This is a genomic window from Campylobacter sp. LMG 17559, assembly GCF_024723605.1.
Taxonomy (GTDB): Bacteria; Campylobacterota; Campylobacteria; order Campylobacterales; family Campylobacteraceae; genus Campylobacter_D.
In genome coordinates this window covers 74,374-100,276 of the sequence record NZ_JANQCZ010000004.1, presented here as the reverse complement: position 1 = coordinate 100,276, position 25,903 = coordinate 74,374, and the positions used below count along the sequence as shown (strand labels likewise).

General features: G+C 31.8%; 37 protein-coding genes and 1 tRNA gene. 5 read left to right on the top strand and 33 right to left on the bottom strand.

Annotated features, from left to right (window positions below):
• Nucleotides 1-111: 111 nt before the first annotated feature.
• The 3 genes from CAMP5082_RS03215 to CAMP5082_RS03205 are packed head-to-tail and all read left to right on the top strand — an operon-like array spanning nucleotide 112 to nucleotide 4,164.
• Nucleotides 112-1,401, top strand: a complete 1,290-nt coding sequence (locus tag CAMP5082_RS03215; RefSeq protein WP_337205887.1) for an MFS transporter — start codon at nucleotides 112-114, stop codon at nucleotides 1,399-1,401.
• Nucleotides 1,402-1,454: 53 nt separating this feature from the next.
• Complete coding sequence (locus tag CAMP5082_RS03210; protein ID WP_442863319.1) at nucleotides 1,455-2,378, top strand: cytochrome-c peroxidase; 924 nt, start codon at nucleotides 1,455-1,457, stop codon at nucleotides 2,376-2,378.
• A complete protein-coding gene (locus tag CAMP5082_RS03205; protein WP_337205885.1) occupies nucleotides 2,362-4,164 on the top strand; it encodes a methyl-accepting chemotaxis protein in 1,803 nt (600 codons plus the stop codon). Before CAMP5082_RS03210 ends, CAMP5082_RS03205 begins: the two co-directional genes overlap by 17 nt.
• Nucleotides 4,165-4,180: 16 nt before the next feature.
• Here the strand turns inward: CAMP5082_RS03205 and map are convergent, their stop codons facing one another.
• The 30 genes from map to rpsJ form a co-directional block, all read right to left on the bottom strand.
• A complete protein-coding gene (map, locus tag CAMP5082_RS03200) occupies nucleotides 4,181-4,936 on the bottom strand; it encodes a type I methionyl aminopeptidase (protein WP_263706953.1) in 756 nt (251 codons plus the stop codon).
• Nucleotides 4,937-5,025: 89 nt separating this feature from the next.
• Entirely contained in the window at nucleotides 5,026-6,393 is a 1,368-nt protein-coding gene (locus CAMP5082_RS03195) for an L-serine ammonia-lyase (protein ID WP_066007744.1), read from the bottom strand.
• 11 nt (nucleotides 6,394-6,404) lie between these two features.
• On the bottom strand, nucleotides 6,405-7,688 hold the full coding sequence (locus CAMP5082_RS03190) for an aromatic amino acid transport family protein (RefSeq protein ID WP_442863318.1): 1,284 nt from the start codon (nucleotides 7,686-7,688) through the stop codon (nucleotides 6,405-6,407).
• A gap of 100 nt (nucleotides 7,689-7,788) precedes the next feature.
• On the bottom strand, nucleotides 7,789-8,817 hold the full coding sequence (locus CAMP5082_RS03185) for an oxidoreductase (RefSeq protein WP_337205883.1): 1,029 nt from the start codon (nucleotides 8,815-8,817) through the stop codon (nucleotides 7,789-7,791).
• Nucleotides 8,818-9,043: 226 nt separating this feature from the next.
• Nucleotides 9,044-9,595 carry a ribonuclease HII gene (locus CAMP5082_RS03180; protein WP_337205882.1) on the bottom strand — a complete coding sequence of 184 codons (552 nt, stop codon included), beginning with the start codon at nucleotides 9,593-9,595 and terminating at the stop codon, nucleotides 9,044-9,046.
• Nucleotides 9,595-10,068 (bottom strand): DNA-deoxyinosine glycosylase, encoded by a 474-nt coding sequence (locus CAMP5082_RS03175; protein WP_337205881.1) that lies wholly within the window; start codon nucleotides 10,066-10,068, stop codon nucleotides 9,595-9,597. Before CAMP5082_RS03175 ends, CAMP5082_RS03180 begins: the two co-directional genes overlap by 1 nt.
• A 54-nt stretch (nucleotides 10,069-10,122) precedes the next feature.
• The gene (locus CAMP5082_RS03170) at nucleotides 10,123-10,770 is read right to left on the bottom strand and encodes a ferritin family protein (protein ID WP_012660833.1); all 648 of its coding nucleotides are present in this window, start codon (nucleotides 10,768-10,770) and stop codon (nucleotides 10,123-10,125) included.
• An 84-nt stretch (nucleotides 10,771-10,854) separates the two neighbouring features.
• On the bottom strand, nucleotides 10,855-11,886 hold the full coding sequence (locus CAMP5082_RS03165; protein ID WP_263726778.1) for a type II asparaginase: 1,032 nt from the start codon (nucleotides 11,884-11,886) through the stop codon (nucleotides 10,855-10,857).
• 115 nt (nucleotides 11,887-12,001) lie between these two features.
• Nucleotides 12,002-12,742, bottom strand: a complete 741-nt coding sequence (gene murI, locus CAMP5082_RS03160) for a glutamate racemase (RefSeq protein ID WP_337205880.1) — start codon at nucleotides 12,740-12,742, stop codon at nucleotides 12,002-12,004.
• 41 nt (nucleotides 12,743-12,783) lie between these two features.
• A complete protein-coding gene (gene secY, locus CAMP5082_RS03155; RefSeq protein WP_039667833.1) occupies nucleotides 12,784-14,046 on the bottom strand; it encodes a preprotein translocase subunit SecY in 1,263 nt (420 codons plus the stop codon).
• The gene (rplO, locus tag CAMP5082_RS03150) at nucleotides 14,046-14,438 is read right to left on the bottom strand and encodes a 50S ribosomal protein L15 (RefSeq protein WP_039617163.1); all 393 of its coding nucleotides are present in this window, start codon (nucleotides 14,436-14,438) and stop codon (nucleotides 14,046-14,048) included. Before rplO ends, secY begins: the two co-directional genes overlap by 1 nt.
• A gap of 3 nt (nucleotides 14,439-14,441) precedes the next feature.
• A complete protein-coding gene (gene rpsE / locus CAMP5082_RS03145; RefSeq protein WP_039617161.1) occupies nucleotides 14,442-14,885 on the bottom strand; it encodes a 30S ribosomal protein S5 in 444 nt (147 codons plus the stop codon).
• 16 nt (nucleotides 14,886-14,901) lie between these two features.
• Nucleotides 14,902-15,258, bottom strand: a complete 357-nt coding sequence (gene rplR, locus CAMP5082_RS03140; protein WP_039617157.1) for a 50S ribosomal protein L18 — start codon at nucleotides 15,256-15,258, stop codon at nucleotides 14,902-14,904.
• Nucleotides 15,259-15,267: 9 nt separating this feature from the next.
• Nucleotides 15,268-15,804 (bottom strand): 50S ribosomal protein L6, encoded by a 537-nt coding sequence (rplF, locus tag CAMP5082_RS03135; protein WP_039617154.1) that lies wholly within the window; start codon nucleotides 15,802-15,804, stop codon nucleotides 15,268-15,270.
• Nucleotides 15,805-15,882: 78 nt separating this feature from the next.
• The gene (rpsH, locus tag CAMP5082_RS03130; protein WP_039617152.1) at nucleotides 15,883-16,278 is read right to left on the bottom strand and encodes a 30S ribosomal protein S8; all 396 of its coding nucleotides are present in this window, start codon (nucleotides 16,276-16,278) and stop codon (nucleotides 15,883-15,885) included.
• A 12-nt stretch (nucleotides 16,279-16,290) separates the two neighbouring features.
• Complete coding sequence (locus tag CAMP5082_RS03125) at nucleotides 16,291-16,476, bottom strand: type Z 30S ribosomal protein S14 (protein WP_012660824.1); 186 nt, start codon at nucleotides 16,474-16,476, stop codon at nucleotides 16,291-16,293.
• 1 nt (nucleotide 16,477) lies between these two features.
• Nucleotides 16,478-17,023, bottom strand: a complete 546-nt coding sequence (gene rplE / locus CAMP5082_RS03120) for a 50S ribosomal protein L5 (RefSeq protein WP_012660823.1) — start codon at nucleotides 17,021-17,023, stop codon at nucleotides 16,478-16,480.
• A 1-nt stretch (nucleotide 17,024) separates the two neighbouring features.
• On the bottom strand, nucleotides 17,025-17,252 hold the full coding sequence (rplX, locus tag CAMP5082_RS03115; RefSeq protein ID WP_012660822.1) for a 50S ribosomal protein L24: 228 nt from the start codon (nucleotides 17,250-17,252) through the stop codon (nucleotides 17,025-17,027).
• On the bottom strand, nucleotides 17,252-17,620 hold the full coding sequence (gene rplN, locus CAMP5082_RS03110) for a 50S ribosomal protein L14 (RefSeq protein ID WP_012660821.1): 369 nt from the start codon (nucleotides 17,618-17,620) through the stop codon (nucleotides 17,252-17,254). Before rplN ends, rplX begins: the two co-directional genes overlap by 1 nt.
• The gene (gene rpsQ, locus CAMP5082_RS03105) at nucleotides 17,620-17,871 is read right to left on the bottom strand and encodes a 30S ribosomal protein S17 (protein ID WP_039617148.1); all 252 of its coding nucleotides are present in this window, start codon (nucleotides 17,869-17,871) and stop codon (nucleotides 17,620-17,622) included. The genes rplN and rpsQ overlap by 1 nt, the downstream gene beginning before the upstream one ends.
• A gap of 9 nt (nucleotides 17,872-17,880) precedes the next feature.
• Nucleotides 17,881-18,066 carry a 50S ribosomal protein L29 gene (rpmC, locus tag CAMP5082_RS03100; protein ID WP_012660819.1) on the bottom strand — a complete coding sequence of 62 codons (186 nt, stop codon included), beginning with the start codon at nucleotides 18,064-18,066 and terminating at the stop codon, nucleotides 17,881-17,883.
• Nucleotides 18,053-18,478, bottom strand: a complete 426-nt coding sequence (gene rplP / locus CAMP5082_RS03095; RefSeq protein WP_012660818.1) for a 50S ribosomal protein L16 — start codon at nucleotides 18,476-18,478, stop codon at nucleotides 18,053-18,055. The genes rpmC and rplP overlap by 14 nt, the downstream gene beginning before the upstream one ends.
• A gap of 2 nt (nucleotides 18,479-18,480) precedes the next feature.
• On the bottom strand, nucleotides 18,481-19,182 hold the full coding sequence (gene rpsC / locus CAMP5082_RS03090; RefSeq protein WP_039617145.1) for a 30S ribosomal protein S3: 702 nt from the start codon (nucleotides 19,180-19,182) through the stop codon (nucleotides 18,481-18,483).
• A gap of 1 nt (nucleotide 19,183) precedes the next feature.
• The gene (gene rplV, locus CAMP5082_RS03085; RefSeq protein ID WP_039617143.1) at nucleotides 19,184-19,558 is read right to left on the bottom strand and encodes a 50S ribosomal protein L22; all 375 of its coding nucleotides are present in this window, start codon (nucleotides 19,556-19,558) and stop codon (nucleotides 19,184-19,186) included.
• A gap of 9 nt (nucleotides 19,559-19,567) precedes the next feature.
• Nucleotides 19,568-19,849: a 30S ribosomal protein S19 gene (gene rpsS / locus CAMP5082_RS03080; protein ID WP_039617142.1), complete on the bottom strand. Its 282-nt coding sequence runs from the start codon at nucleotides 19,847-19,849 to the stop codon at nucleotides 19,568-19,570.
• Nucleotide 19,850: 1 nt separating this feature from the next.
• Complete coding sequence (gene rplB, locus CAMP5082_RS03075) at nucleotides 19,851-20,681, bottom strand: 50S ribosomal protein L2 (RefSeq protein WP_039625087.1); 831 nt, start codon at nucleotides 20,679-20,681, stop codon at nucleotides 19,851-19,853.
• A 1-nt stretch (nucleotide 20,682) separates the two neighbouring features.
• Nucleotides 20,683-20,964 (bottom strand): 50S ribosomal protein L23, encoded by a 282-nt coding sequence (locus tag CAMP5082_RS03070; RefSeq protein WP_039617139.1) that lies wholly within the window; start codon nucleotides 20,962-20,964, stop codon nucleotides 20,683-20,685.
• A 1-nt stretch (nucleotide 20,965) separates the two neighbouring features.
• On the bottom strand, nucleotides 20,966-21,580 hold the full coding sequence (rplD, locus tag CAMP5082_RS03065; RefSeq protein WP_039617137.1) for a 50S ribosomal protein L4: 615 nt from the start codon (nucleotides 21,578-21,580) through the stop codon (nucleotides 20,966-20,968).
• A complete protein-coding gene (rplC, locus tag CAMP5082_RS03060; protein WP_012660811.1) occupies nucleotides 21,577-22,152 on the bottom strand; it encodes a 50S ribosomal protein L3 in 576 nt (191 codons plus the stop codon). The genes rplD and rplC overlap by 4 nt, the downstream gene beginning before the upstream one ends.
• 9 nt (nucleotides 22,153-22,161) lie before the next feature.
• On the bottom strand, nucleotides 22,162-22,473 hold the full coding sequence (gene rpsJ, locus CAMP5082_RS03055) for a 30S ribosomal protein S10 (RefSeq protein ID WP_012660810.1): 312 nt from the start codon (nucleotides 22,471-22,473) through the stop codon (nucleotides 22,162-22,164).
• Between the two features lie 226 nt (nucleotides 22,474-22,699).
• On the opposite strand from rpsJ, the gene CAMP5082_RS03050 reads away from it, so the two are divergent.
• Both CAMP5082_RS03050 and CAMP5082_RS03045 read left to right on the top strand, forming a co-directional pair.
• A tRNA-Ala gene (locus CAMP5082_RS03050) sits at nucleotides 22,700-22,775 on the top strand.
• An 18-nt stretch (nucleotides 22,776-22,793) separates the two neighbouring features.
• Entirely contained in the window at nucleotides 22,794-23,855 is a 1,062-nt protein-coding gene (locus tag CAMP5082_RS03045) for an ATP-binding protein (protein WP_337205879.1), read from the top strand.
• Here the strand turns inward: CAMP5082_RS03045 and CAMP5082_RS03040 are convergent.
• Genes CAMP5082_RS03040 through coaE form a run of 3 tightly spaced genes read right to left on the bottom strand, consistent with a single transcriptional unit; the run spans nucleotide 23,852 to nucleotide 25,873 of the window.
• Entirely contained in the window at nucleotides 23,852-24,559 is a 708-nt protein-coding gene (locus tag CAMP5082_RS03040) for a glucosaminidase domain-containing protein (RefSeq protein ID WP_337205878.1), read from the bottom strand. The two genes, CAMP5082_RS03045 and CAMP5082_RS03040, sit on opposite strands and share 4 nt — an antisense overlap.
• Complete coding sequence (gene dapF, locus CAMP5082_RS03035) at nucleotides 24,534-25,283, bottom strand: diaminopimelate epimerase (protein ID WP_263679251.1); 750 nt, start codon at nucleotides 25,281-25,283, stop codon at nucleotides 24,534-24,536. Before dapF ends, CAMP5082_RS03040 begins: the two co-directional genes overlap by 26 nt.
• Nucleotides 25,280-25,873, bottom strand: coding sequence for a dephospho-CoA kinase (gene coaE, locus CAMP5082_RS03030; protein WP_337205877.1), 594 nt, complete (start codon nucleotides 25,871-25,873; stop codon nucleotides 25,280-25,282). Before coaE ends, dapF begins: the two co-directional genes overlap by 4 nt.
• Between the last annotated feature and the right edge of the window lie 30 nt (nucleotides 25,874-25,903).

Sequence of the window (25,903 nt, the reverse complement as noted above, 5' to 3'; positions counted from 1 at the left end):
AGAACTATTATTTTATCACAATTTTTCTTGTTAAATTTTTAATATTTTTTAACAAACTATGATATTTTTTTACTATAATTATAAAATTACTACAAAAAAGAAAGTATTTAGATGCCAAAAAGTTTAAAAAGAAGTGATTATAAAACACTTTCCTTATCTTCTTTAGGTGGGGCCTTAGAATTTTATGACTTTGTGATTTTTGTCTTTTTTGCTAATTATATTTCAAGAAATTTTTTTCCAAGTGATTTAAGTGATTTTTGGAAACTTTTAAATACTTATGGAGCTTTTGCGGCAGGATATTTAGCTAGACCACTTGGTGGCATAGTTATGGCTCATTTTGGTGATAAATTTGGCCGTAAAAAAATGTTTATGTTAAGCATATTACTCATGGTACTTCCAACTTTTTCTTTAGCTTTTATACCTACTTTTGAAAGTATAGGTTATTTAGCTCCTATTTTTTTACTACTTGTTAGAATAGCTCAAGGTATAGCCATAGGCGGAGAATTACCTGGTGCTTGGGTTTTTGTAAAAGAACATGCACCCGATGGAAAAGATAGTTTTTATATTAGCGCTATTAATGCTTCTATGGCTTTTGGTATTCTTTTGGGATGTTTTGTTGCGCTAGTAATTAATCATTGTTTTGATCAAGAATCAATTTATGATTATGCTTGGCGTATTCCATTTGCCATAGGTGGTATTTTTGGTATTATTTCTATCTATCTTAGAAAATTTCTAGAAGAAACACCGATTTTTCAAAAAATGCACCAAGAAAATGATTTAGAAAAATTTCCTTTAAAAGCTCTTTTTAAAGAAAAAAATATTTTTTTAGATATCATCGCTTCTATGCTTTTAACATGGATGCTTACAGCTTGTGTGATTATACTTATTTTACTTATGCCAAATTTTATACCTGAAGTTTTAGTTCTTGATAAAACAGACGCTATTTTAATACAAATGATTGCAATAGTGATTTTATCTTGCGGAACCTTGCTTGCTGGAATTTGGGTAGATAAATTTGGCTTTTTAACCACTAGTTTGATTTTTACAATAGGTTTTAGTCTTTCTTGCTTTTTTTATTTTTATTTTTTCTATGCTCAAATTTTACATTTAAGTATATATTTTTATTTTATTGCATGTTTTTTTGGTGGTATTAATGCCTTAGCACCTATTTTAATGTGTAAAATTTTTAAACCAAGTATTCGCTTTAGTGGAATTTCTTTTTCTTATAATATAGCCTATGCTATAGCGGGTGGTTTTACACCTCAGCTTGTATTTATGTTGCATTCTTTAGCTATAAGACCTGAGAATCCTTTTGTTTATGGAATTTTTATTTATATTTTATTTTTATCATTTATAACGCTTCTAACCACTGTATTTACTTATAAAAGATTAAGATTTTAGTGCTATAATTAAGAAAAATTATTAATTAAAAATTTATAAAAATAAGGAAAATGATTATGAAAACTTTTATTATTTTAATATTTTCTTTACTACCACTTTTAGCACTTGAAATGATTACCCCTTTACCTGAAAGTGTTCCTTATGATAAAGAAAAAGCTATTTTAGGTAAAAAACTTTACATGGATACAAGTTTATCAAAAGATAAAAAAGTATCTTGTAATACTTGTCATGATATTACAAAATTTGGAGTTGATAATAAAACTTTTTCAACGGGTATTAATGGCATAATAGACGAACCATTTCATACGCCTACAAATTTCAATGCTGTTTTTAATCTATCTCAATTTTGGAGAGGCAATGCAAAAGACTTGCAAGATCAAGCCAAACATCCTTTATTAAATCCCAAAGAAATGGGCTTAAAAGATGAAAATGAAGTAGTACAAATTGTAAAAGATAACCCAATTTATGAAAAAGAGTTTAAAAAACTTTATGGAGAAATTAGCTTTGAAAATATAACACACGCTTTAGCTGAGTTTCAAAAAACCTTACTCACTCCAAATTCTCCTTTTGATCGCTACTTAAAAGGTGATAAAAATGCAATAAGCGAGCAAGCAAAAAGAGGTTACAATGCTTTTTTGTCAAACGGTTGCATAGCATGCCATCAAGGTCAAAATATAGGTGGCAATATGTATCAAAAAATGGGAGTATTTGTACCTTATGATAATGGAACAAACTGGAAAGGGCGCTATGAGATTACCCAAGATCCTCATGATCAATTTGTAGTAAAAGTGCCAAGCCTTAGAAATATAGCCAAAACTGCTCCTTATTTTCATGATGGCTCCATGCCAACACTTGATGCTTGCGTGCAATTTATGGCTTATTATCAACTTGGTAAATTTTTAGAACAAGATGTGGTTGATGATATAGTTGCTTTTTTAAATTCTTTAACAGGAGAATACCATGACCCACTCAAATAAAAAATCTTTTTCTTTTTTAAAACAATTCATCTCTTTGTCTATAGTGGTTTTGGTGTTACTTTTAACTTTGACTTTATTTATCTTTAATACCTACAACACCACAAAAAGAAATTCACTCATCATGGGTTCTTTTCAAAAATTAGAAATTCTAGATACCAAAATAGATGAGATTTTTAAAAATAAACTCAATTTGCAAAATTATGACACTAGCGTTGCTTTAATACAAGATTTTGAAAATACTTTAGCAATTTTAAAAGCCAATAAAATAGACACTAAAAAAATACAAACGATTTTTGAGAAAAAAAATGCTCAATTACAGCATTTTAAATCAGCTAATTCTATTGCTATAAATTCAAAACTTTATCTTTATGAAATTCAACAAGAAATCATTAAACAAACAAACAAGCTAGCACTTACTGCTCAAGAAGCTAGACAAATAGAATCTATCGGGGATATATTAAGCATCATAGGAACTATGGATATACTAGAACCTTTAGCACAAAATCGTCTCCAAAGTTTAGTAGCAAATTTAAACACAAACGATCCACAGCTTCCACAAGAATTATTTGAACTTTTTAGCACACATTGTAAAATGATACTAAGTCAGATTAAAATTTTAAAAGATAATTCTCAAAGTTTTCTTGATCAAGAATTACAAAAAGAAATCATATCTCATAAAAATTTCATTGCTCAAGAAATTAATCTTAACAACAAATACAATCTTTACACCGCTATAGGAATTTTCTTATTCACCTTAGCTGTATTGATTTTCTTCATACTTTTAACATTAAAAAAAGTAATCATACCTATATCTTTACTTGAAAAACTAAGTGCAAACTTAGCTGGCGAGCATGCGAATTTAAGTGCAAGATTAGATATTGATAAAAAAAGTGAATTGGCTACAAGTGCTGGCTACATAAACTCTTTTATACAAATAGTGCAAAATTCAGTTTTAGAAGCTATACAAACTGCAAATTCAAGTCACAAAAGCTCACAAAAGCTTTCTCAAAATGCTGAAGTTTTGCAGCAAAGCTCACTTTTACAACATGAACAAATTTCTAATGTCCATGAAATAAGTTCTATCTTAGAAAGCCATATAGACTTAACACAAAATTTAGCTAAAAACACTATAAATGATATGCATGGTATGCAAGAAGTAATGGCTAAAGTTGAGCTTACACTTAAAGAATTAGTAGAGCTTATATTGTTAAGTGGTGAAAAAGAACAAAGTGTTTTAAGTGCTATGGATATGTTAGTACAAAGTGCTGATAGCATAGTAGAAGTTACTACAACCATAAAAGACATAGCCGACCAAACCAACCTACTTGCGCTAAATGCAGCTATTGAAGCAGCGCGTGCAGGCGAGCATGGACGTGGCTTTGCTGTAGTTGCTGATGAAGTTAGAAATCTAGCAGATAAAACCACAAAATCTTTAGTTGCTATAGAAACTACTGTAAGAACTATAGTGCAACAAATCAATGACAACAAAAGTTTGATGGATGGAATTCATCAATCCATGAATGATACCTCTAACAAAGCTAATATCTTACAAGGTGAGGTTGGAACTTCTATAGAAAAATTAAAAACAAGTATTCATTCTACTAAAATCATGGAAGAAAAAAGCGATGAATCAAAAGCTAAAATGAATGAACTAGAACAAAATATAGAAAAAGTAACTGAGCTTGCAAATTGTGTTAAAAACTACTCCCTTGATTTAACGCAAATTTCACAAGATGTTTTAGAAAATGCTTCTAAACTTTCAGAAAAATTAAAAACATTCGAGTAAGAAAGATTAAACTTTCTTACTTAGATAAAATATCTGCCTTACCATTTATAATAGCAACACAATGCTCATAATGAGCAGCATTTAAACCATCTTTGCTTCCTGCTTCCCAATTACCTTTTAAATGCACTGGCGTGCCATCTTTTTGACATACCATAGGCTCTATGCAAAATACCATGCCATTTTTGATTTTAGGTCCACTTTTTGCACTAGCACCTGGTTCTAAATAATTTGGAATTTCAGGCTCACCGTGAGGTTTTTTACCTATACCATGACCACAATAACCTTTCAAAGGCACAAAACCTCTTTTAGTAATAAACTCACCAAGCTCATAAGAAAGCTCTTTAAAACGCATACCCTCTTTGATAATATCTATAGCATAATATAAAGCATCTTTAGCACAAGCAATTAACGCCTCATCAGTAGCTGAAATTTTACCTATAGGTATAGTCCTTGCTGCATCTCCATAGTATCCATCTATGCAAGTACCTACATCAAGACCTAAAATATCGCCTTCTTTTAAAATACGTTCATCGCCTACACCATGAATACAAGCTTGATTAAGCGAGATGCAAATACTGCCTGGAAAACCATATAAACCTTTAAAAGATGGTTTTGCACCATGATCAAGTATAAATTCTTCCGCTTTAATATCAATTTCTTTTAAACTCATACCTGGAACTATAATGCCCTCTAGATAATCAAGCGTTCTAGCTACAAGCTCATTTGCTTTGCGTAGTTTTTCTATCTCTGCTGGTTTTTTGATTTCTATCATTTATGTTTTCCTTAAAATTTTTAAAAATTTAGCATTTATGCGCTTTTAAAAGCTTTAAGGAAAAACCTTAAGTTTTACAACTTAAGGTTTTAACATACACTTGTAAGATTAGTAGCTAAACCACCTAAAGAAGTTTCTTTGTATTTTGAGTTCATATCCTTGCCGGTTTCATACATAGTTTTTATAACCTCATCAAGACTTACTTTTGGAGTTGATTTTCTACTCATTGCCATTCTAGCAGCTGAAATAGCTTTAATTGCTCCAAAGGCGTTTCTTTCTATACAAGGAATTTGCACTAAACCACTTACCGGATCACAAGTTAATCCTAAATGGTGTTCCATCGCAATTTCAGCAGCATTACAAGCTATCTTTGCATCAAAACCCATCACAGTAGCCATAGCTCCTGCTGCCATAGAACTTGCACTACCAATTTCAGCTTGACAGCCAGCTTCAGCACCACTTATGCTTGCATTTTTCTTATAAAAAGAACCTATTAACATAGCAGTTAGTAAAAAATTAATAGCCTTTTCATCATTAAAACCAACCGTATGATTTTTAAGATAAAGCATTACAGCAGGCACAACAGCGCAAGCTCCATTAGTTGGAGCAGTTACTACTCTAGCTCCACTTGCATTTTCCTCTGCAATAGCAATAGCATATAAAGAAATAAAATCAATAATCCCCAAAGGATCGCTTGTCATAGCCAAACGCTCATTAAGCCCTTTTGCACGGCGTTTTAAATGTAAATTTCCTGGAAGAAAATCTGAACTTGGATGAATACCATTATAATAAACTTCTTGCATTACTTCCCAAATTTCTAAACAATAAGCTCTAATTTCTTCTTTAGTATGAAATTGAAGCTCGTATTCATAAGAAAGTTTTGCTAGATCCCATGATCTTTCTTCACAAATTTTTAAAGCATCACTTGCATTGTTAACATCAAGTTCTAATTTAGTGTGTTTTTGCTCGCAAGCTCCGTCTTTGTGTTTTTGAAGCTCAGCTTCACTCATAACAAAACCACCACCCACTGAATAATAAATTTCTTCAGCAATGATTTCTCCATTTTCATCATAAGCGCTTACTTTTAACCCATTTTCATGTAAAGGTAAAAAGTCTTTTTCAAAAATCAAATCTTTATCATAATCAAAATTTAATTCTTTTTGAGCATTTAAAACCAAAATTTTATCTTGTAAAATTTTATTAAACACACGATCTTGCAAAGCAGCGTTGAGTTCTTTTGCTCTTAAGCCACTCAAACCCCATATAATAGCCTTATCACTTAAATGGCCTTTACCAGTAAGTGATAAAGAGCCATAAAGTCTGATTTGAATTTTTGTAATTTGTGTGATTTTATCTTTAATCTTTTCACAAAACATATTACCCGCTAGCATTGGTCCTAAGGTATGAGAAGATGAAGGACCAACACCAACTTTAAATATACTTAAATTACTACTCATTCACTAACACCTTAAAAAGTATAAATTACAGTAATAATTGTCAAAATACCTGTGATAAATACAAATGCATCTAAAGCTTTATTTTGGAATTTTTTCATTTTAGATACAGTATAAATTGCAATCATAGGCATTAAGAATAAGATTGCAGCAATAATTGGACCACCTAAGCTTTCAATAAAACCTAAAATGCTTGGATTTACATAAGCAGTAATTAACATAACAATATACATTACTAAAGTAGAATAAACTGCGATTTTTTTCAAATCAGGGTTTTCATTACCTGCTAATTTGCAACATTTTCTAACTATACCATAAGCGCCTTCTCTAGCACCAAAATAATGCCCAAAGAACGAACTAGAAATTGCTAAAAATGCAATTAATGGACCACCATAAGAAATAAATGGATTATCAAGCTTATTAGCAAAATAAGAAAGCACAGGTATGTTTTGCGCTCTAGCTTCAGCAAGTTCGGCTGGAGTTAAAGAAAGCACACAAGATACCACAAAAAACATAACAAAAGCAAGCAACATTACAGAGGTTCTAAGCAAAATTTGATTTGCTTTTTGTACCGAATTTTCAGGATATTCTCTTTTTACACTTAGAGAAAAAGTAGAAATAGCCGGTGAGTGATTAAACGAAAACACTAAAACTGGTAAAGTTAGCCACACTATAGTGATAAATTCTTTCGTACCAGGAATAGCACTAAAACTTTCAAATGACCATTGTGGAATAAGATATAAAGAAAATAAAAATAAAATAGCACATAAAGGATACACAAGCCATTCGCATACTTTAGTGATTAATTCTTCACTAAAAAGCATAATAAGCATAAAAACACTTACCAAAACAAAAGCAAAAAGCGCTCTATAAAAAGGAAGTAAATTAGCTATAGTTTTTCCTTGTTCATTAACACTTGTTTGATACATAGCACTAATTGCACTTGCAAAAGAACCATTTGGATCTAAAAGTGGTAAGAATTGATTATAAATAAAACTCTCAAAAGTATTAGTTATACCTACACAATATGCTAAACAAATTGGGAAAATTGCAAAGAAATAAAGCACAGAAATAAAAATACTTACTTTTCTACCAAAATACTCTTCAGCCGCATGAGTAATGTCTTTATCATTACCATTTGCTTGGCATACAAAACGACTTAAGGCTCTATGGCTTAAATACACCATTGGAAAAATAATCAAAGCCATCACAACAACTGGCCAAAAACCACCAACACCCGCCTTAATAGGTAAAAATAAAATCCCCGCACCAACTGCAGTCCCAAAAAGAGAAAGCATCCAACGCGTATCAAAAGAATTCCACTTAAGATTATCCACATTTTCTCCTTGTAAAAAATAATAAAAAAAGCTTTTACCTAAAAAAACTTTTTGTATTATTTTACAAATATGCTCTAGTATAATTTGGCATAATTTTTTCTCTTTCATTTAAAGCAACTGCGGCTTCATTTGCAAAATTTGGATTTCTTAGTAATTTTCTACCATAACAAACCAAATCACACACCCCACCCAAAAGCAAAGCCTCGCCTTCGCTAGCACTATTTATAAGACCTACACAAGATATAGGAATTTTAACAACTTCTTTTAAAGCCTTAGCATAAGGAGCTTGATAAAGTGGTGCTATGTTTGGCACTAAAGAAGGTTTATTGATATTTCCTCCTGCTGAAACATCTAACATATCAATACCTAATTTTTCTAAAACCAAGGCAAGTTTTTTACTATCTTCTAAATTCCAACCACCTTCTTGCCATTCCGTGGCTGAAATTCTTACAAATAAAGCAATATCAACTTCTTTTTTTATGCGCTTAATGATATCACACAAAAGACGTATTCTATTTTCAAAACTACCACCATATTCATCATCTCTTTGATTTGATAAAGGCGATAAAAACGAACTAAGCAAATATCCATGAGCGCTATGAAGCTCTACTGCGTCATAACCTGCTTCTTTAGCTCTTTTAGCACTTTGAATAAATTCTTGCTCAATTTGTAAAATTTCATCTTTGCTTAAAACATGAAGTTTGGAAAATTTTTCACTAAAAGCTATATTGCTTGGGGCTTTTGATATGGCTTCTTTACACGAGTTTTTACGCCCACTGTGATTTAGCTGAATGGCAATTTTAGCACCAAAATGATGACAAAGCTCAACAAGCTCTTTATGTCCTTGAATTTGAAAATCTCCCCAAAGACCTATATCATTATCAGCTATTTTTGCATTTTCATTAATCGCACAAGCTTGAACTATGATAAGCCCAATACCACCCAAAGCTCTGGCTCCATAATGTATCAAGTGAAACTGATTAATTTTACCATCTAAAACTTGCGTTTCATACATATCCATAGGGGGCATTACAATGCGATTTTTTATATAAAAATTTCCAATCTTTAACCCACTTAAAAGTAAAGACATAATACCCCTTGAAATATTTTTATATTACTATAATAGAAAAAAATTAATTTTTCTTAAAACATATAGCAATTTTAACTAATATTATTATTTTTAATAAATAATTATTAAAAAAATATTTTTTGACTATATTTTTTTATCTTAATAATAATATTTCAAATATTAAAACATTCTATTATTTTTAAAAGAAAGTAAAATTCAAAATACAAAAGTGTAAAAATCACACAATTTAATCAAATAAACTTTTCTCAAAACACTTTAACATAAAGCTTTTGCGGTGTAAGGGCGAATAACCAAATGCTTTAATCTTTTCTATATGAGCTTTTGTACCATAACCTTTGTGTTTATCAAAATCATAATTATTATATAATTTAGAAAAATGACACATTTTTTGATCACGACTTACCTTGGCTAATATGCTAGCTGCTGAAACTTCTTGTACTTTCATATCAGCTTTAATCATGGTTTTTATGCCTAAAACTCCATAATTTAAATTTCCATCATATAAAATCTCATCTTGGTTAAAATGCTTTTTTATGATTTTTAAAGCCAGCTGTAAACACTGACTAAGCCCTAAAGTATCAATCTGCAAAGGCGAAAAAGCAAGGATTAAAAAATTTGAGTTAGAAAGAATTTGCTCATATAGTTCTTCTCTTTTTTTTGCACTTAATTTTTTAGAATCAGCCAAACCATCAATATTTTTTAAAAGCTTGCAAGCTCCTATGTGCATATCTCCAGCCAAAGCCCCACGCCCAGCCTCATCTACTCCAACTAAAGCCATTATTTTTCCTTTATAATGCTATATTTTTCTACTAAGTTTTCTAAAGAATAATTCATATTAGCAGGAGAACTTGAAGGAAGTTCAAAAAATTCTTGCTCAGGATAAAATTTAGCAAAATATTTACTTGCAACTTTACCTAATACACAAATTTTTTCTATATTTGCCTTATCTAAAATAATACTTATATCATTTGCTTTAGCATAAGAAATGGTTTTATCATCTGAATTTTTTATCTTACAACTTGCTATAACATCCCAAAGTGCTATATGATTTGCTTTTAAAAAAACTTTTTGATCTTGTACTGTTTTTAACTCACACTCAAATAATATTTCAAAGATACGCCAAAAGCGATTTTTACTATGTTGATAATAAAAATTTTCTTCTCTTGATTTGATAGATGGAAAAGAACCTAGTATTAAAACTTTTGAGTTTTCATCAAAAAAAGGTTTGAAAGGATGAGTTAAAATTTGCATATTAAACCTTGATAAAAATAAAATATTTTATCATTTTTATCAAGGTTTTTAAAATTATCCTAAAAATTCACGTTTGAAGTATTCTTTTGGAGCTTTACATAAAGGACAGGCATTTGGTGCTTTTTTACCACGGTGTATATGCCCACAAACTTCACAAACCCATAATTCTTCTACTTCTGAATTAAAGAAATCTTCTTCTTCAAGCATTTTTTTAAGCGCTAGATATTCTCTTTCATGCTCAATTTCTACTTTGCCTATAGCTGTAAATAATCTTGCTATATTTCTTTTGCCCTCATCTTCTGCGATTTTTGCAAAATTTGGATACATAGTAGTATGCTCATAGTTTTCGCCCTCTGCTGCGCAGATTAAATTTTTAGCAGTTTCTTCTAAAGCCTTACCATCTACTAATTCATGATAAGCTTTAAACTCAGCTCTTGCGTGCCATTTTTCGTTTTCTGCAGCTTCTCTAAAATGTTTTGCAATAGCATGCCAACCTTCTTCTTGGGCAATATCTGCAAATAAATCATATTTATTTCTTGCCATAGATTCACCCGCAAAAGCTTTCATTAAATTTACAGCTGTTAAATCTTTAGTAATACACTCCATTTCTTGACCACAGCAGCTAAGCTTTCCACCACCTACATTTTGCACTTCTACTTCATTGCCACATTTTTGGCATTTATAACTTTCATATTGTTTCATTTAATATCCTTGTGATTAATTTAAGTAAGATTTTGATTGAAAAATCCACCCAAATGTTATTGTAGCATTTGGGTGTTTAAGATTTTAGTATTTTAAGAAATATTCTTGGATTTTCTTAGGATCGCTTGTTTTAGTTAGAGCAAGCATTAATAACACTCTAGCTTTTTGAGGACTCATATCACCTGTATCAATGAAACCAAGTTTTGCATCAGCATCACTTACTGCAACTCTACCAGCTACCACACGTGAGCTTACCGCTACATTAAGACCTTTTTTAAGCAATTCTTTTAACACATCTTTTTGATAATCATGGATACTACCAGCACCTGTTCCAGCTACAACTATACCTTTAGTTCCATTTTCAAACAAAGCTTTTGCTGCAACACCGCTACCATCATTTGCATAGCTATAAAGAATATCTACTTTTGGTAATTCTTTTAGTTTGCTAACATCAAATGGAGATTTTTTAGTGTGTAATTTTGTATTAGTATTATAGAAAAATGCTTTTCCATCTACTATATAACCCATATCACCCATATCTGGTGAGCTAAATGCATTTACATTTAAACTATGGGTTTTCATAACACCTCTAGCACTTTGAATTCTATCATTCATAGCTACCATTACGCCTTTATTTTTTGCTTGAGGATTTGCTGCTAATGCTACAGCGTTGTAAAGATTTTTAGGACCATCTGCACTAATTGCAGTTGATGGGCGCATTGCACCAACCAAAACAACAGGTTTGTCGCTTTTTACGGTTAAATTTAGGAAATATGCAGTTTCTTCCATAGTATCAGTACCATGGGTAATTACAACTCCATCTACATCAGATTTTAAAAGTCTATTAACTTCTTTAGCAAGTTTTAGCCAAATTTCATTTGTCATATCTTTGCTATCAATATTAGCAATTTGATCTCCGCTAATTACTGCTAAATCTTGAATTTGAGGTACTGCTTTAATCAAAGTATCAACCCCCAAAACACCAGCTGTATAGCCTGTAGTAGCTACTGAACTATCAATCGAACCTGCAATAGTTCCACCTGTAGCTAAAATTGCAACTTTTGGTTTTGCTTCCAAAATTCCTGCTCCTAAACTTAGTGCCATAGCTGCACACATTAACATTTTTTTCATGTTAGTCCTTTCATTAGAAATGATAAAGATTATAATGCAACTATGTTTAAATAAAAATAAATTATAAATATAAAAAATATTTTAGTAAATAGCTATTAATTTAAAGCCATAAATTTGCAATTTTTTTTAGTTTTTCTACATCACTTGAAGCGTAAAATTCGATATTAGCTTCTTTATGAATTGATGTTAAGTTAAATTCTTGCTGTAATTGCAAAGCTATAGCTTCACCCGAATGAATAAGTTTTGTGTTTTTACCAAAATACTCTTCCAAAGAATGAGCGATTAAGGGAAAATGTGTGCATGCTAAGATTAAAGCATTAGGGTGAAATTTGAGCTTATTAAAATAATACTCAAAAGCAGCTTTTAAAAAATCTCCTTGAAAAATCCCTTCTTCAACCATAGGTACAAAAAGCCCAGTTGCTTTTTCTTCCACTTTTAAAAAACCTTCTTTAATTAAAGCTTGTTTATAAGCGTGAGAATCCACGGTAGCTTGTGTTGCAATGACTAATATATTAGAGTTTTTATCTTCTAAAGAGTTTTTAACCGCTAAAACTCCTGCTTCTATAACTCCAAGAACCGGAAATGGTGCATTTGCTTTTAGAATTTCTAAAGCATGCGCACTAACTGTATTACACGCAATAATAAGCATATCTACTTTTTTTTCTTTGAAAAATTCTAAAGCTTCTAGAGAAAATTTAATGATGGTTTCTTTATCTTTAACCCCATAAGGCACTCTTGCAGTATCCCCATAGTAGATATATTCTTTAAAAAGTTTTGCTTGAAGTAAAGATTTTAAAACACTAAGCCCACCTACACCGCTATCAAAAACGCCTAGTCTCATCAAAATCCTTTAAAAAGGAAGAAAGTAGAAAATCTACTTTCTTATAAGCCTACTGCACTTAAAGTTTGGTATTTATTCATATAAATTTGGGCTTCGATTTTTCTCATTGTATCAAGTGCTACTTGAACTACAATCAAAACAGAAGTTCCGCCAAAATAAAAAGGCACACCAAACAACTTCACAATAAGCCATGGTAATGTAGCTACAAGCCCTAAATAAATAGAACCTGACAAGGTAAGTCTTGACGCTACTTCATTAAGATAATTTGCAGTTCCTTCACCTGGTCTAATACCTGGTATGAAACCACCTTGTCTTTTAAGATTTTCAGCTATATCTTTTGCATTAAATACAATTGATGCATAAAAATACGCAAAGAAAATAACAAGTAAGAATGTTAAAATATGAAAGAAAAATCCATTTGGATTTAAAAAGTCATAAATTTTTAACACATATTCATTTGTACTTGTTTGTAAAATAGTACTTGGAAACATCAAAATCGCACTTGCAAAAATAGGAGGAATAACACCACTTAAGTTGATCTTAATAGGTATATAGTTCATAATACGTTTGTTTTGATTTTGCATGATTACTTTTCTTGAGTAAGAAATAGGAATTCTTCTTTCTCCAAGTTCTACTACTATAATAGCCCAAATAGTAAGTAAAATTACAACTAAAATGGCAATGATAGTCAAGAAATTCATCTCGCCTGTATTTACCAAATTTACTGTTCCACTAATTGCACCTGGAATTGTAGAAACAATACCACCAAAGATAATTAAAGAAATACCATTTCCTATACCGCGTTGAGTGATTTGCTCACCTATCCACATCAAAAGCATGGTACCTGCAAGCATAGAAACAGCAGAAAGTGCGATAAAAGTATTCATATCAATCATAATGGCTGATTGACCTGCTTTTCCATGAAGACTTTGTAAGCCTATAGAAACGCCTATACTTTGTATCAAAGTGATAGCTATAGTAGCATAACGGATAATTTGCATATATTTTTGCATACCATCGCGTTCTTTTTTCATTTTTCCTATATTAGGAAAAGTTGCCGCTAAAAGCTCCATAATAATCGAAGCAGTAATATAAGGCATAATGCCTAGAGAGATGATGCTAAGTCTTTCAGCAGCACCCCCACTAAACATATTAAACAAGCCTAATGCATTAGATGCATTAGAATCAAAAAATTCCTTGATAACACTGACATTAACCCCCGGAACTGGAACATAAGCTAATATTCTATAAGCGAATAAAAAAGCTAATGTTATGAGAATTTTATTTGTCAATGTTTTATTCATTATTTTTGTCCGCTAAAAGTAATCTTCTCGTCTTTAATTTTACTAGCAAGATCTTTAGCGCTTGCTCCAATAAGCTTAACTTTATTTACATTTTTTGAAAGCTTATGAATGCTATTGATTGTTTCAAATGTAATTTCGCTAAGCTCTTTGATTGCTGTGATTTTTTCAACATTAATCACATAAGGTTTTTCAAATTTAGAAGTAAAGCCTACCTTTGGTAAACGTCTTTGAAGTGGTTGTTGACCCCCTTCAAAACCTCTTTTTTCATTATAACCTTTTCTAGCAGTTTGGCCTTTTCCACCTTTAGTAGAAGTTTTACCCATACCACTACCTTGACCACGGCCTATTCTTTTGGTTTTATGTGTTGAACCTGGTGCTTTTGTTAAATTCATTGATTATCCTTTAAGCATTGTAAGTGCTTTGATAGTAGCACGCACAACATTTGCTGAATTATTTGAACCTAAAGACTTAGTTAAAATGTCTTTAATACCTGCAAGTTCCACGATAGGACGTGTTGAACCACCTGCTATAACCCCTGTACCTTCGCTTGCTGGTTTAAGTAAAATTCTACTTGCGTTGTATTTTACTTCTACATCATGAGGGATAGTTGAACCTTTTGTTTTAACTTCAACAATGTTTTTAAAAGCATCATCAACTGCTTTTCTTATAGCATCTGGAACTTCTTTAGCTTTTCCATAGCCCACACCAACTAAACCTTTTCTATTTCCAACGATAACTAAAGCAGTAAATCTAAATCTTCTACCACCTTTAACAACCTTAGTAACCCTGCCGATATCGACGATTACTTCTTCAAATTCTTCTCTATTATATTTTTCCATCGATCTTCCTTTTGGGTTATAGTTTGATTCCGTTTTCTCTTAGTGCTTCAGCTAATGCTGCAATCACACCATGGTATAAATAACCATTTCTATCAAACACTGCTTCTTCTATGTTTTTAGCTTTTAAAACTTTTGCAAATTCAGCTGCTATTTTTTTAGCGCCTTCTTTATTTGCTTTAACGCCAATTTTTCTTCCATCTACTGCTGCTAAAGTTACTGCTTTAACATCATCGATAGCTTGGATATATAAAGTTCTGTTTGATTTGAAAACAGAAACTCTTGGAAGAGCTTGTGTTCCTGAAATTTTTGCTCTAATTCTTTTTTTTCTTTTAATTCTTAAAGATATTTTTCTTTTTAATACATTTGCTCTCATATTCTATCCTTACTTCTTAGATGTCTTACCAGCTTTGCGGATAATACGCTCATCTGAATATTTAACACCTTTTCCTTTGTAAGGCTCAGGTGGTCTAAATTCACGAATTTGAGCAGCAACTTGACCTACCACTTGTTTATCGCTACCTTTGATAATAACATTGTTTTTATCAACAGTAATTTCTATGCCTTCTGGAATAGCATAGTTGATAGGATGAGAAAAACCTAAAGCAAGTTCAAGAACTTTACCTTTTAACGCAGCTTTATAACCAACACCGTTGATTTCTAAAGTTTTGCTAAAACCATCAGTTAAACCGATGATGATGTTTTGAGCTAAAGCTCTATAAGTTCCCCAATAAGCTCTACTTTGTCTATCTTCACCTTTAGGAGAGAAAAGAATTTGTCCTTCTTTAATCTCAACATTAACATTTGCTTTTGTATCAAGCTCTTTTGCTAAATTTCCTTTTTTGAATTTTAGCAAGTTACCTTCTAATTTTACTTCTACTCCACTTGGAATAGCAACTGGTTGTTTACCTATACGAGACATTCATTTTTCCTTTTTACTTGTCTACGATATGACTACTTTATAAGAATGGATACCGAATACCATAAAAAGTAGAAACTCTTACCAAATAGTACATAAAACTTCGCCGCCAACGCCTGCTTTGTAAGCTTCGTCGTTAGCTAAAACACCTTTTGAAGTGCTTACTACGATAGTACCATAACCGTTTTTAAATCTTTTGATCTCATCTTTGCCTTTATAAACACGACGACCAGGTTTAGAAATACGCTTAACTTCGTTAATTACGCTTTTACCTTTTTCATCGTATTTTAAAACTACATTGATGAATTTCTTTTTATCCTCTTCAATAACATTAAAGCTTTCAATATAGCCTTTAGCTTGGAAAATTCCAAGTAAAGCTTCGATAACTTTAGAATGCAAAAGTTGAGTAGTCTCTAATCTTCTCATCCCTGCATTTCTAATTCTTGTTAGTGAATCTGAAATTAAATCATTTATCATGGTTCTTTCCTCTTACCAACTTGCTTTTTTAAGACCAGGAATTAAACCTTCATTTGCCATTTTTCTTAAGCAAACTCTACAAATTCCAAAATCTCTATAAACTGAATGTGGTCTTCCACAAATTTGGCATCTAGTATACCCTCTAACGCTAAATTTAGGTTTGCGGGCAGCTTTTGCAATCATTGATTTTTTAGCCATATTACTTTCCTTTTGCAAATGGCACGCCAAATAATTCTAATAATTTTTGTGCCTCTTTATCTGATTTTGCTGTTGTAACGATAGAAATGTTCATACCATGAGTTCTTAAGATTTTATCATATTCAACTTCTGGGAACATTAACTGCTCATCTAAACCAAAGTTATAGTTTCCTCTTCCATCAAAACCATCTCTTGGAAGACCTCTAAAGTCTTTAACACGAGGAAGAGCTATAGTAATAAGCTTATCTAAGAAAGCATACATATTGTCTTTTCTTAATGTTACCATTACACCTACTGGGAAGCCTTCTCTCACTTTAAAACCAGCAACTGATTTTTTAGCTTTTGTGATAACTGCTTTTTGTCCAGCGATCAATGAAATAGTATCTGCAACATTTTGTAATACTTTTTGATCTTTTGCTAATTCCCCAGCACCTACGCTGATTACAACTTTTTCAATAAAAGGAATAAGCATAGGATTTTTGATATCAAATTCTTTTACTAAAGCAGGTTTGATATTTTGAGTATATTTTTCTTTTAATCTCATCATCTTATTCTCCTGCCTTTGCTACATTTGAAATATCCATTGGCATTTCTTTATTGATAAAACCGCCGTTTGGATTTTTATCACTTGGCTTAACAGCTTTTTTAGCGATTTTGCAACCCTCAACAATTACTTTATTTGTTTTAGGAAATACTGCTAAAACTTTACCTGTTTTGCCTTTGTCATCGCCTGCGATAACTTTTACCATATCATTCTTTTTAATTTTTAATTTCATTACAACACCTCCGGTGCTAGTGAAACAATTTTCATAAAGCCACCATATCTTACTTCACGACCTACTGGTCCAAAAATACGCGTTCCGATAGGCTCTCTTTTAGCATCAAGAATAACTGCTGCATTTTCATCAAAACGAATTAAAGAACCATTATCTCTATGAATTTCTTTTTTAGTTCTAACGATAACTGCTTTTACTACTTGACCTTTTTTAACTTTACCATTTGGTAGAGCTTTTTTTACAGATGCAACGATCACATCACCAACAGTAGCGTATCTTCTTTTACTACCACCTAAAACCTTAATACACATTAATTCTTTTGCACCGCTATTATCAGCAACTGCAAGCCTAGTAAAACTTTGAATCATTACTCAACTCCTGCTGATACTATAGTTTTTAAGCGAAATGATTTTCTCTTAGAAAGTGGTCTACATTCAATAGCAACTACAGTATTTCCCACTTTAAGTTCATTTCTTTCATCATGAATTAAATATTTTTTAAAGCGTTTTACGATTTTTCTGTATTTTGGGTGAACCACTTTTCTTTCAACCAAAATTGTTGCTGTTTTATCTCCAGCAATTTGAACAACAACGCCTTGAATTTCTCTTTTAAATGCCATTTTCTATCCTTATTTTAAAGCGCTAATTGCAGTATTGATTCTAGCGATGTCTTTTTTAACTTCGCTAATCTCTTTAGGATTAGTTAGCTGCATTGTTTTTAGCTTTTGTCTTAAAGTAAATAAAAGCACCTTTTTTTCTTTTAGCATTGTTGCAAGCTCACCTGCTGTTTTATCTTTAATCTCAGTATATTTCATTTTGGCTCTCTCTTGTAACAAACTTAGTTTTAAATGGCAACTTGTGCATCGCTAAAGTTAAAGCTTGTCTTGCCATTTCTTCATTAACCCCTGCCATTTCATAAATGATACGACCTGGTTTAATGTTCATTACCCATTCCTCAACTGCACCTTTACCTTTACCCATACGAGTTTCTAAAGGTTTTTTAGTTAGAGGTTTATCTGGGAAAACTCTAATCCAAGTTTTACCTTGTCTTTTTACAAAACGAGTTAAAGCAATACGAGCTGCTTCGATTTGACGTGAATTGATACGGCCAGCTTCAGTTGCTTTTAGGGCAAAATCACCAAAAGTAAATTCAGTCCCTCTGTTGGCATAACCTCTGTTACGCCCTTTCATCATTTTACGATATTTTGTTCTTTTTGGCATTAACATGATTATTTACCTCTTCTTGCTCTTCTAGTTTTTTTAGCTGGAGCGTTTTCTTCGGTTTTTTCAGGTTGAACACCCTTTTGTAAAACTTCACCTTTGAAGATCCATACTTTAATACCTATGTTTCCATAAGTAGTATGTGCTTCTGCAAAACCATAATCGATTTTTGCTCTTAAAGTGTGAAGTGGAACACGACCTTCTAAGTACCATTCAGTTCTTGCCATTTCAGCACCACCTAAACGGCCTGAAACTGAAACTTTAATCCCTTTAGCACCTGCTTTTTGCGCTCCTTGAATTACTTTTTTCATTGCTCTTCTAAAAGCAATTCTTTTTTCAAGTTGAGTAGCAACACTTTCAGCTGCAAGCTGAGCTGAAGCACCTGCTTTTCTTTCTTCTTTGATATTGATATTAACTTCTTTTTTGATTAAATCTTGAAGTTCTTTTCTTAAAATATCAACATCACTACCTTTTTTACCAATAATAATCCCTGGTCTTGCAGCTACAACAGTTACTCTTAATTTTTTCGCTGTTCTTTCTACAAGAATTTGGCTAATTCCTGCATAATAAAGTTTTCTTTTTAAGAAAGTTCTGATTTTATAATCTTCACCAATATTTTCTGCTAAATTAGCTTTTGTAGGAAACCATCTTGATTCCCAGTTTCTATTAATTCCTAGTCTTAAACCAATCGGATTTACTTTTTGTCCCATATTAGCTTTCCTTTTTCACTGATGCTTTTTTAGCTTTTGTAGTTTTTTCAGCACTTGCTTCTACTTTACTAACTTCTACCAAAATGTGTGAAGTTGGCTTTCTAATACGACTAGCACTTCCTCTAGCTCTTGGTCTAAATCTTTTTAAAACCGCACCAGCATCAACACGACAACTTGAAACAACAACTTCATTTGCTTCAAATCCGCCATTTGCTACAGCACTTGAAATAGCATTTGCTATAAATTTAGCACCTTTATTTGGCATAAATTTCAAACTAGCTAATGCAAGCTCTGCATTCATACCTTGAACTTCTCTAGCAATCAATCTCGCTTTAGTTGGAGATAATCTTATGAATTTAATTAATGCTCTACTCATAAATCTCCCTTACTTACCTATTTTTTTCTGAACAGAGCCTTTGTGACCCTTAAATGTTCTAGTAGGTGCAAATTCACCTAATTTGTAACCGATATGATTTTCAGTAACATATACTGGGATAAAGCTTTTTCCATTATGAACATTAAAAGTTAAACCTATCATATCAGGTATAATAGTGCTGCGTCTTGACCAAGTTTTAATTGGCTTACCATCGTTAGCTTTTTTAGCAGCGATGACTTTTTTCATTACATGGTCATCAACAAAAGGACCTTTTTTTAGTGACCTAGCCATCTTACTTTCCTTTTCTTCTTGAAATTATTAGCTTATCGCTAGCTTTTTTACGGCGAGTTTTAGCACCTTTAGTTGGTTTACCCCATGGAGTAACTGGATGACGGCCTGAATTTTTCTTACCTTCACCCCCACCGTGCGGGTGATCAACTGGGTTCATCGCAGAACCTCTTGTTTGAGGACGAATACCTCTATGGCGATTTCTACCAGCTTTACCGATAGTCACATTTGACCATTCTTCATTACCAACTTCACCGATACTTGCCATACATTCAGCTAAAACTTGTCTCATTTCACCACTTGCAAGTCTTAAGATAACGTATTTTTCTTCTTTACCCATTAATTGAGCATAAGCACCTGCTGAACGGATCATTTGACCGCCTTTGCCTGGTTTTAACTCGATATTGTGTACGATAGTACCCACTGGGATATTTCTTAATTTCATTGCATTACCTGGTTTAATGTCAAGTCCGCTTTCAGCAGCACAAATAACATCACCAACGCTTAAACCTTTTGGTTGTAAGATGTATCTTTTTTCACCATCTCTATAAGAGATTAATGCAATACGACAATTTCTGTATGGATCGTACTCGATTGCTTCAACTTTACCTTCAATACCAAATTTTCTTCTTTTAAAATCTATAATTCTGTAAAGTTTTTTAGCACCTGCTTCTTTATGACGGCTTGTGATTCTACCATTATTGTTACGACCTGCATGAGCTGGAAGTTTTACAAGTAATGAACGTACACTAGCTTTTGCTGTGATATCATCAGAGCTTACACCTGTGATGTATCTTCTACTTGGAGTATATGGTTTATAAGTTTTAATTGCCATCTTATGCCTCCGAACTTTCTAAGCTCACACCTTCTGGTAGCTTAACATAGAATTTTTTAAAGCTATTTCTTTGACCTTCACGACCTCTAAAACGCTTTACTTTTCCATCCATTTTTAAAGAATTAATTCTTACTGGAGTTACACCAAAATATTCTCTTAAAACTTCTTTTAGACCATTTTTAGTCATTTTTGGAGAAGTTTGAATAACTACAACACCTTGCTCTTGAAGGTTTAAGCTTTTTTCAGTGTAAAGTATTGTTTTTATATCAGTAATATCTGCCATTTTAACCCTCTTTTACGATAGATTCAAGCGCTGCTTTTTCAATGATAACAGCATTAAATACAGATACTAAATAAGCATTTACTTCGCTAATATCAACTACATAGCAATTTGCTAAGTTTCTAAAAGCAAGAAGTGTTTTTTCATCTAGTAAATCTTTTACAATTAAAGCATCTTTTAAACCAAGCTTTTTAATAACTGCATTTGCATCTTTTGTTTTACCGCTTTCAATGCTTAAACTATCTACTGAGAATAATGCATTGTTTTGTGCTTTATCAGCCAATGCTCTTTCAAGCGCTAAGCGTTTTTGTTTTTTATTAACTTTTTGGAAATAGTTACGATTGTTTGTAGGACCAAATGCCACAGCACCACCAACCCAAACATTCGTTCTTGTTGAACCTGCTCTTGCACCACCACGACCTTTTTGTCTCCATGGTTTTTTACCACCACCGCTTACATCGCTTCTACCTTTAGTATGAGCTGTGTTTGCTCTAAGGCTAGCAAGATAAGATTTTACATATAAATAAAGGTTGTGAGGATTAACTTCTGCATATTTTGCTGGAAGATCGAGTTCACTAGCTTTTTCAAATTTATCATTTAAAACAGTTACTTTACTCATTTTGCAATCCTTATTTTACCCATAGCACCATTAAATCCTGGTACTGCACCTTTTACTACTAAGATGCCATTTTCTTCATCAAATGAAACTACTTCATTTTTAACAGTAACTTTTACATTACCATAATGACCTGCCATTTTCATACCTGGTTGAACACGACCTGGCCATTCGCGGTTACCGATTGATCCGTGACGTCTGTGGAATCTTGAACCGTGACTTGCAGGACCTCCGGCAAATCCGTGTCTTTTAACAACCCCACTATAACCTCTACCTTTAGAATTAAAGCTTACTTTTAAAATAGAAGCTTCTTTTAAAGGATTAAGATCAATATCGCCTGCTTCTGTGTTTGCTACTTCTAAAGAAGCAAATCTATTATATTCAGCTGAAAGATTGTATTTTTTTTGCTGACCCGCAATGCATTTATTATTTGCTTTGCCTTTTACATAAGCAACCAAAGCTTTTCCATTTTCTACTTCACATACTTTAGTTTGAACAAGTTTAAGTAAGGTTACAGGAATGCTTGGTGTGCTGATTGTTCTACTCATACCAATTTTTTCTACAATGTATTCCATATTCTATCCTTATTTACCCATAGCTCTTACTTCAACATTGACCTCTGGAGCCAAGTCAAGCTTAGTGAGTGAATCTACTGTATCTGGAGTAGCTGCTACAATATCAAGCATACGAGCATGAATTCTCATCTCAAATTGTTCGCGTGAATCTTTATTGATGTGTGGAGATTTCAAAACTGTGTATCTTTTGATTTTTGTAGGCATTGGCACTGGACCTCTGATGTCAGCACCTGTTCTTTTAACAGCTTCTACAATTGCTGCAACTGTGCGATCTAGAACTCTGTGGTCATAAGCTTTTAGCTTAAGCCTGATTCTTTCCATATTTTTTCCTTTGTAAAGAACTCGTTAGACCCATAAGAATCTAACCACCATATAAAATGATGTTGAGATTATATAAAAACATACTTTGCTATGTCAAGAAATTTATGCATTTTTTTTAATTATTTTCCTTTTAGAAAGGATAAAAATTAAATTTTATAAATTTTACAAGATTTTTTATGCATTAAGAAAATCTAAGAAAAAATATAGTATGATTTCAAAATCTAAAGGGGCATTAGCTCAGCTGGGAGAGCACAACGCTGGCAGCGTTGGGGTCAGCGGTTCGAACCCGCTATGCTCCACCATTTAGTATAAAGAAATCTATGAAATCACTACAATTTTTTTACGATAATTACCCAAAATTTCAAAAATTTGATGAAAGAAAAATTCAAATCCAAACCCATAAAAACATCATCATAAAAGGTGGTTTTGCAAGTGGTAAGAAAAATTTGATTTTAAATTTTTTATCTTTGTATAAAAGTGAAAATATACTCTTTATTGATTGTGATGATTTAAAATTTCAAGCAAATGCTTTAATAAATTTAAATTCGTTTTTAACTTATAATCCACAGATTAAATTTTTAGCACTTTGTAACTTTACTCATGATTTTGACTTTGCTAGTTTAAAACACCTTAATTTACAAATCATAATAAGCGTTTGTGATAGTAATTTTTGCTTAGATCAGTTTGAAGAACTTCATTTAGATTATTTAGACTTTGAAGAATTTTTAAGCCTAAACAAAAAATATGCTGATACCAAAACCATGGTAAGTTATTTTTTACATACAGGACGCAATGTGATTTTAAATCACAACCTTAACACAAACTCATCATACTTAAAAAGCTTTTATACCCCATTAGAGCTTACCATGCTCAAACAAATCGCCTTAGAACTTGGGAATGAATTTAGCGTTAATGGACTATTAAAAACTCTAAAAAATAGTATAAAAATTTCCAAAGATACCTTATATAAAAGCATAGAAAAACTAGAATCAAACTACACTTTGTATTTTGTAAAAAATCTTGAAAAGAATTTAAAAAAAGTATATTTTTGGGACTTTTCACTAAAAAATTCTCTAAGCATACAAAAAGACTTTAGTACTTTGTTTGAAAATTTAATTTTAAGTGAGTTGTTTAAATTTAAACAAGAAATTTTTTATACTAAGCATTTTGATTTTTACTTACCAAGTCTTAAAAATGCATTTTTATGCTCACCCTTTAAAGATAAAGATTTACTTAGCTTAAAAGTCAAAAAAATCCTTAGTAAAAATCAACTTGCACTTTCGACTATTTATATCATCACGCTTTCACAAAGAGATGAGTTTTTCGTTGAGGGGGTGCGCGTGATGATTTTACCTTTTGATGAGTGGGCCTTGGGTAATTAATCTAACTCATCAAGCTTATATTGCTCGATGATAGATAAAATAAGCTTAGTGTAATTACTTTTAATCTCTGAATATTTTTCTAAATGACTTGCCGCTTCTTTACCATCAAGTTTTTCATTTTGATTTATAGCATCCCACCGCCAAGCTCTAAATTCCTTATAAGCATCGTGACGATTTAAATTAAGCAAGTACGAATCCACACTTTCTTGCAAGCTATCAAATATACGAATTTTGTGAGTTTTACCCTCGCCTCTTTCCTTTGGCACTAAACCTTTTTCACCCCAAGTCCATTCTCCAAATAAATTATTTGCCTCTTTAGCAAAGCGACTTGTACCAGTTGCACTTTCAATAATAGCTTGAGCTATAGCTAAAGACTTTGGAACCTTTTGGATACGCATTTGATATTCTTTGTGATCATATAAATTTTTAACACGGTATTTTTCTTTCAAAGACCATAGTTTTTGTACAGCATTAGTATTTAGCTTTCTAAAATTATTCTTTATAGCCTCTTTAAAGAAAAATTCTATAAATTCTTTTTCCTTTTCTATCTCTTTAAAAGAAACATCCAATAAAGCATTAATTTTTTTGATAAAAACTTCACGCTTTTCTTTTACACTTAAAGCATAATATTGCTCATCAAAACCTGCTATAAATTCAGCTTTTAAAAATAAAACACTACTAAGTAAAATTATAATCAGCTTCAAAACAGCACTTTACCTTTCCTCTAAAAAATATTTGATCCTCTTCTAATCTAAAATACAAACTTTCATTACTTTTTGGCTTTACCAAAATATCATCTTTTACCTCTTGATTTAAATACGCTAGATAAAAACAAGCCCCCATACCCGTACCACAAGCTAAAGTCTCATCTTCTACTCCACGTTCATAAGTTCTAACTCTTATAAATTCATCATCTTCTACTTTGGCAAAGTTAACATTTGCATTGTATCTTTTACGCACTTCTTTGCATAAATTTACATCAAATTCGTTTAAATCATCAACAAAGGTTACTATATGCGGGACACCAGTATTACAGCCTTGCCAAATTCTACCTTTATACTCAAAAGCTTCTTTAATATCCTTTACCCCGCTAAGTTTGATTTCAACTATATCATCATCAACAAAAGATTTTATAAGTCCTGCGCCGGTTAAGAAATTTAAATATTGAGACTTTTTTAAATAATGATGAGCAAAATGAGCTGCTGCGCGTGAGCCATTACCGCACATACTTGCCTTGCTCCCATCACAATTATAAAATTCCCATTCAAAATCATATCTATCATGAGGCACAACTACTATAAGCCCATCAGCGCCTATGCCTTCATAACGATTACAAAGAATTTTAGCTAATTCGCTACGATCTTTTTTTTCACTATCTGCAAACACCACAAAATCATTCCCGCTAGCACAGTACTTGTAAAATTTCATTTTTCAACCTTTAAAGTGTGTTTTAAAAAATTTAGCACATTTTTCTCAAAATTTTCATAACCTGAGGTATTTTTTATCACAAAATCTGCTTTTTTTAGTTTTTCTTCTATATCAAGTTGTAAATTAATTCTTTTTAAAGCTTCGTTTTCATCTAAATTATCTCTTTGCATTAGTCTTTGAAGCAAAAGTTCTTTTGGAGTATAAATTAATATACTTTTTCCTAAATTTTGATAGTGATTGTTTTCAAAAAATAAAGGCAGTTCTATAAAAAAAGCCTTGTTTTTTTTATCTAAAATTTGAGCTTTTTGTAAAATAACTTCTTTGATTTTAGGATGTAAAAAATCTTCTAGCTTTTTTTTAGCATTTAAGTCATTAAATACAATAGCTCCAAGTTTTTTTCTATCTATTTTTCCCGCTATGATTAAATCATCGTTATCAAAAAGCTTAGCTATGGAATTTGCATTTTCATTTAAAAGCTCATGAGCTATCACATCTGCGCTTAAAGTATCAAAACCCAAATTTTGAACTATTTTTATAAAGCTTGACTTTCCACCCGCTATATTTGAAGTTACAAAATAAGCATTTTGCATAATTTAGCCTTAAAACATTTTTAGTTAAAA

What these genes read in the sequence shown, in the direction of transcription:
- CAMP5082_RS03215 (WP_337205887.1), top strand. Translation starts at nt 112, where the DNA reads ATGCCAAAAAGTTTAAAAAGAAGTGATTATAAAACACTTTCCTTATCT.
- CAMP5082_RS03205 (WP_337205885.1), top strand. Translation starts at nt 2,362, where the DNA reads ATGACCCACTCAAATAAAAAATCTTTTTCTTTTTTAAAACAATTCATC.
- map (WP_263706953.1), bottom strand. Translation starts at nt 4,936, where the DNA reads ATGATAGAAATCAAAAAACCAGCAGAGATAGAAAAACTACGCAAAGCA.
- CAMP5082_RS03195 (WP_066007744.1), bottom strand. Translation starts at nt 6,393, where the DNA reads ATGAGTAGTAATTTAAGTATATTTAAAGTTGGTGTTGGTCCTTCATCT.
- CAMP5082_RS03190 (WP_442863318.1), bottom strand. Translation starts at nt 7,688, where the DNA reads ATGCTTTCTCTTTTTGGGACTGCAGTTGGTGCGGGGATTTTATTTTTA.
- CAMP5082_RS03185 (WP_337205883.1), bottom strand. Translation starts at nt 8,817, where the DNA reads ATGTCTTTACTTTTAAGTGGGTTAAAGATTGGAAATTTTTATATAAAA.
- CAMP5082_RS03180 (WP_337205882.1), bottom strand. Translation starts at nt 9,595, where the DNA reads ATGGCTTTAGTTGGAGTAGATGAGGCTGGGCGTGGGGCTTTGGCTGGA.
- CAMP5082_RS03175 (WP_337205881.1), bottom strand. Translation starts at nt 10,068, where the DNA reads ATGCAAATTTTAACTCATCCTTTCAAACCTTTTTTTGATGAAAACTCA.
- CAMP5082_RS03170 (WP_012660833.1), bottom strand. Translation starts at nt 10,770, where the DNA reads ATGAAACAATATGAAAGTTATAAATGCCAAAAATGTGGCAATGAAGTA.
- CAMP5082_RS03165 (WP_263726778.1), bottom strand. Translation starts at nt 11,886, where the DNA reads ATGTGTGCAGCTATGGCACTAAGTTTAGGAGCAGGAATTTTGGAAGCA.
- murI (WP_337205880.1), bottom strand. Translation starts at nt 12,742, where the DNA reads ATGAGACTAGGCGTTTTTGATAGCGGTGTAGGTGGGCTTAGTGTTTTA.
- secY (WP_039667833.1), bottom strand. Translation starts at nt 14,046, where the DNA reads ATGAATAAAACATTGACAAATAAAATTCTCATAACATTAGCTTTTTTA.
- rplO (WP_039617163.1), bottom strand. Translation starts at nt 14,438, where the DNA reads ATGAATTTAACAAAAGCACCAGGTTCAACACATAAAACCAAAAGAATA.
- rpsE (WP_039617161.1), bottom strand. Translation starts at nt 14,885, where the DNA reads ATGGAAAAATATAATAGAGAAGAATTTGAAGAAGTAATCGTCGATATC.
- rplR (WP_039617157.1), bottom strand. Translation starts at nt 15,258, where the DNA reads ATGAGAGCAAATGTATTAAAAAGAAAAATATCTTTAAGAATTAAAAGA.
- rplF (WP_039617154.1), bottom strand. Translation starts at nt 15,804, where the DNA reads ATGTCTCGTATAGGTAAACAACCAGTTGCTATTCCAAGTGGAGTAGAA.
- rpsH (WP_039617152.1), bottom strand. Translation starts at nt 16,278, where the DNA reads ATGATAAATGATTTAATTTCAGATTCACTAACAAGAATTAGAAATGCA.
- CAMP5082_RS03125 (WP_012660824.1), bottom strand. Translation starts at nt 16,476, where the DNA reads ATGGCTAAAAAATCAATGATTGCAAAAGCTGCCCGCAAACCTAAATTT.
- rplE (WP_012660823.1), bottom strand. Translation starts at nt 17,023, where the DNA reads ATGATGAGATTAAAAGAAAAATATACTCAAAATATCAAACCTGCTTTA.
- rplX (WP_012660822.1), bottom strand. Translation starts at nt 17,252, where the DNA reads ATGAAATTAAAAATTAAAAAGAATGATATGGTAAAAGTTATCGCAGGC.
- rplN (WP_012660821.1), bottom strand. Translation starts at nt 17,620, where the DNA reads ATGATTCAAAGTTTTACTAGGCTTGCAGTTGCTGATAATAGCGGTGCA.
- rpsQ (WP_039617148.1), bottom strand. Translation starts at nt 17,871, where the DNA reads ATGGCATTTAAAAGAGAAATTCAAGGCGTTGTTGTTCAAATTGCTGGA.
- rpmC (WP_012660819.1), bottom strand. Translation starts at nt 18,066, where the DNA reads ATGAAATATACTGAGATTAAAGATAAAACAGCAGGTGAGCTTGCAACA.
- rplP (WP_012660818.1), bottom strand. Translation starts at nt 18,478, where the DNA reads ATGTTAATGCCAAAAAGAACAAAATATCGTAAAATGATGAAAGGGCGT.
- rpsC (WP_039617145.1), bottom strand. Translation starts at nt 19,182, where the DNA reads ATGGGACAAAAAGTAAATCCGATTGGTTTAAGACTAGGAATTAATAGA.
- rplV (WP_039617143.1), bottom strand. Translation starts at nt 19,558, where the DNA reads ATGAGTAGAGCATTAATTAAATTCATAAGATTATCTCCAACTAAAGCG.
- rpsS (WP_039617142.1), bottom strand. Translation starts at nt 19,849, where the DNA reads ATGGCTAGGTCACTAAAAAAAGGTCCTTTTGTTGATGACCATGTAATG.
- rplB (WP_039625087.1), bottom strand. Translation starts at nt 20,681, where the DNA reads ATGGCAATTAAAACTTATAAACCATATACTCCAAGTAGAAGATACATC.
- CAMP5082_RS03070 (WP_039617139.1), bottom strand. Translation starts at nt 20,964, where the DNA reads ATGGCAGATATTACTGATATAAAAACAATACTTTACACTGAAAAAAGC.
- rplD (WP_039617137.1), bottom strand. Translation starts at nt 21,580, where the DNA reads ATGAGTAAAGTAACTGTTTTAAATGATAAATTTGAAAAAGCTAGTGAA.
- rplC (WP_012660811.1), bottom strand. Translation starts at nt 22,152, where the DNA reads ATGGAATACATTGTAGAAAAAATTGGTATGAGTAGAACAATCAGCACA.
- rpsJ (WP_012660810.1), bottom strand. Translation starts at nt 22,473, where the DNA reads ATGGAAAGAATCAGGCTTAAGCTAAAAGCTTATGACCACAGAGTTCTA.
- CAMP5082_RS03045 (WP_337205879.1), top strand. Translation starts at nt 22,794, where the DNA reads ATGAAATCACTACAATTTTTTTACGATAATTACCCAAAATTTCAAAAA.
- dapF (WP_263679251.1), bottom strand. Translation starts at nt 25,283, where the DNA reads ATGAAATTTTACAAGTACTGTGCTAGCGGGAATGATTTTGTGGTGTTT.
- coaE (WP_337205877.1), bottom strand. Translation starts at nt 25,873, where the DNA reads ATGCAAAATGCTTATTTTGTAACTTCAAATATAGCGGGTGGAAAGTCA.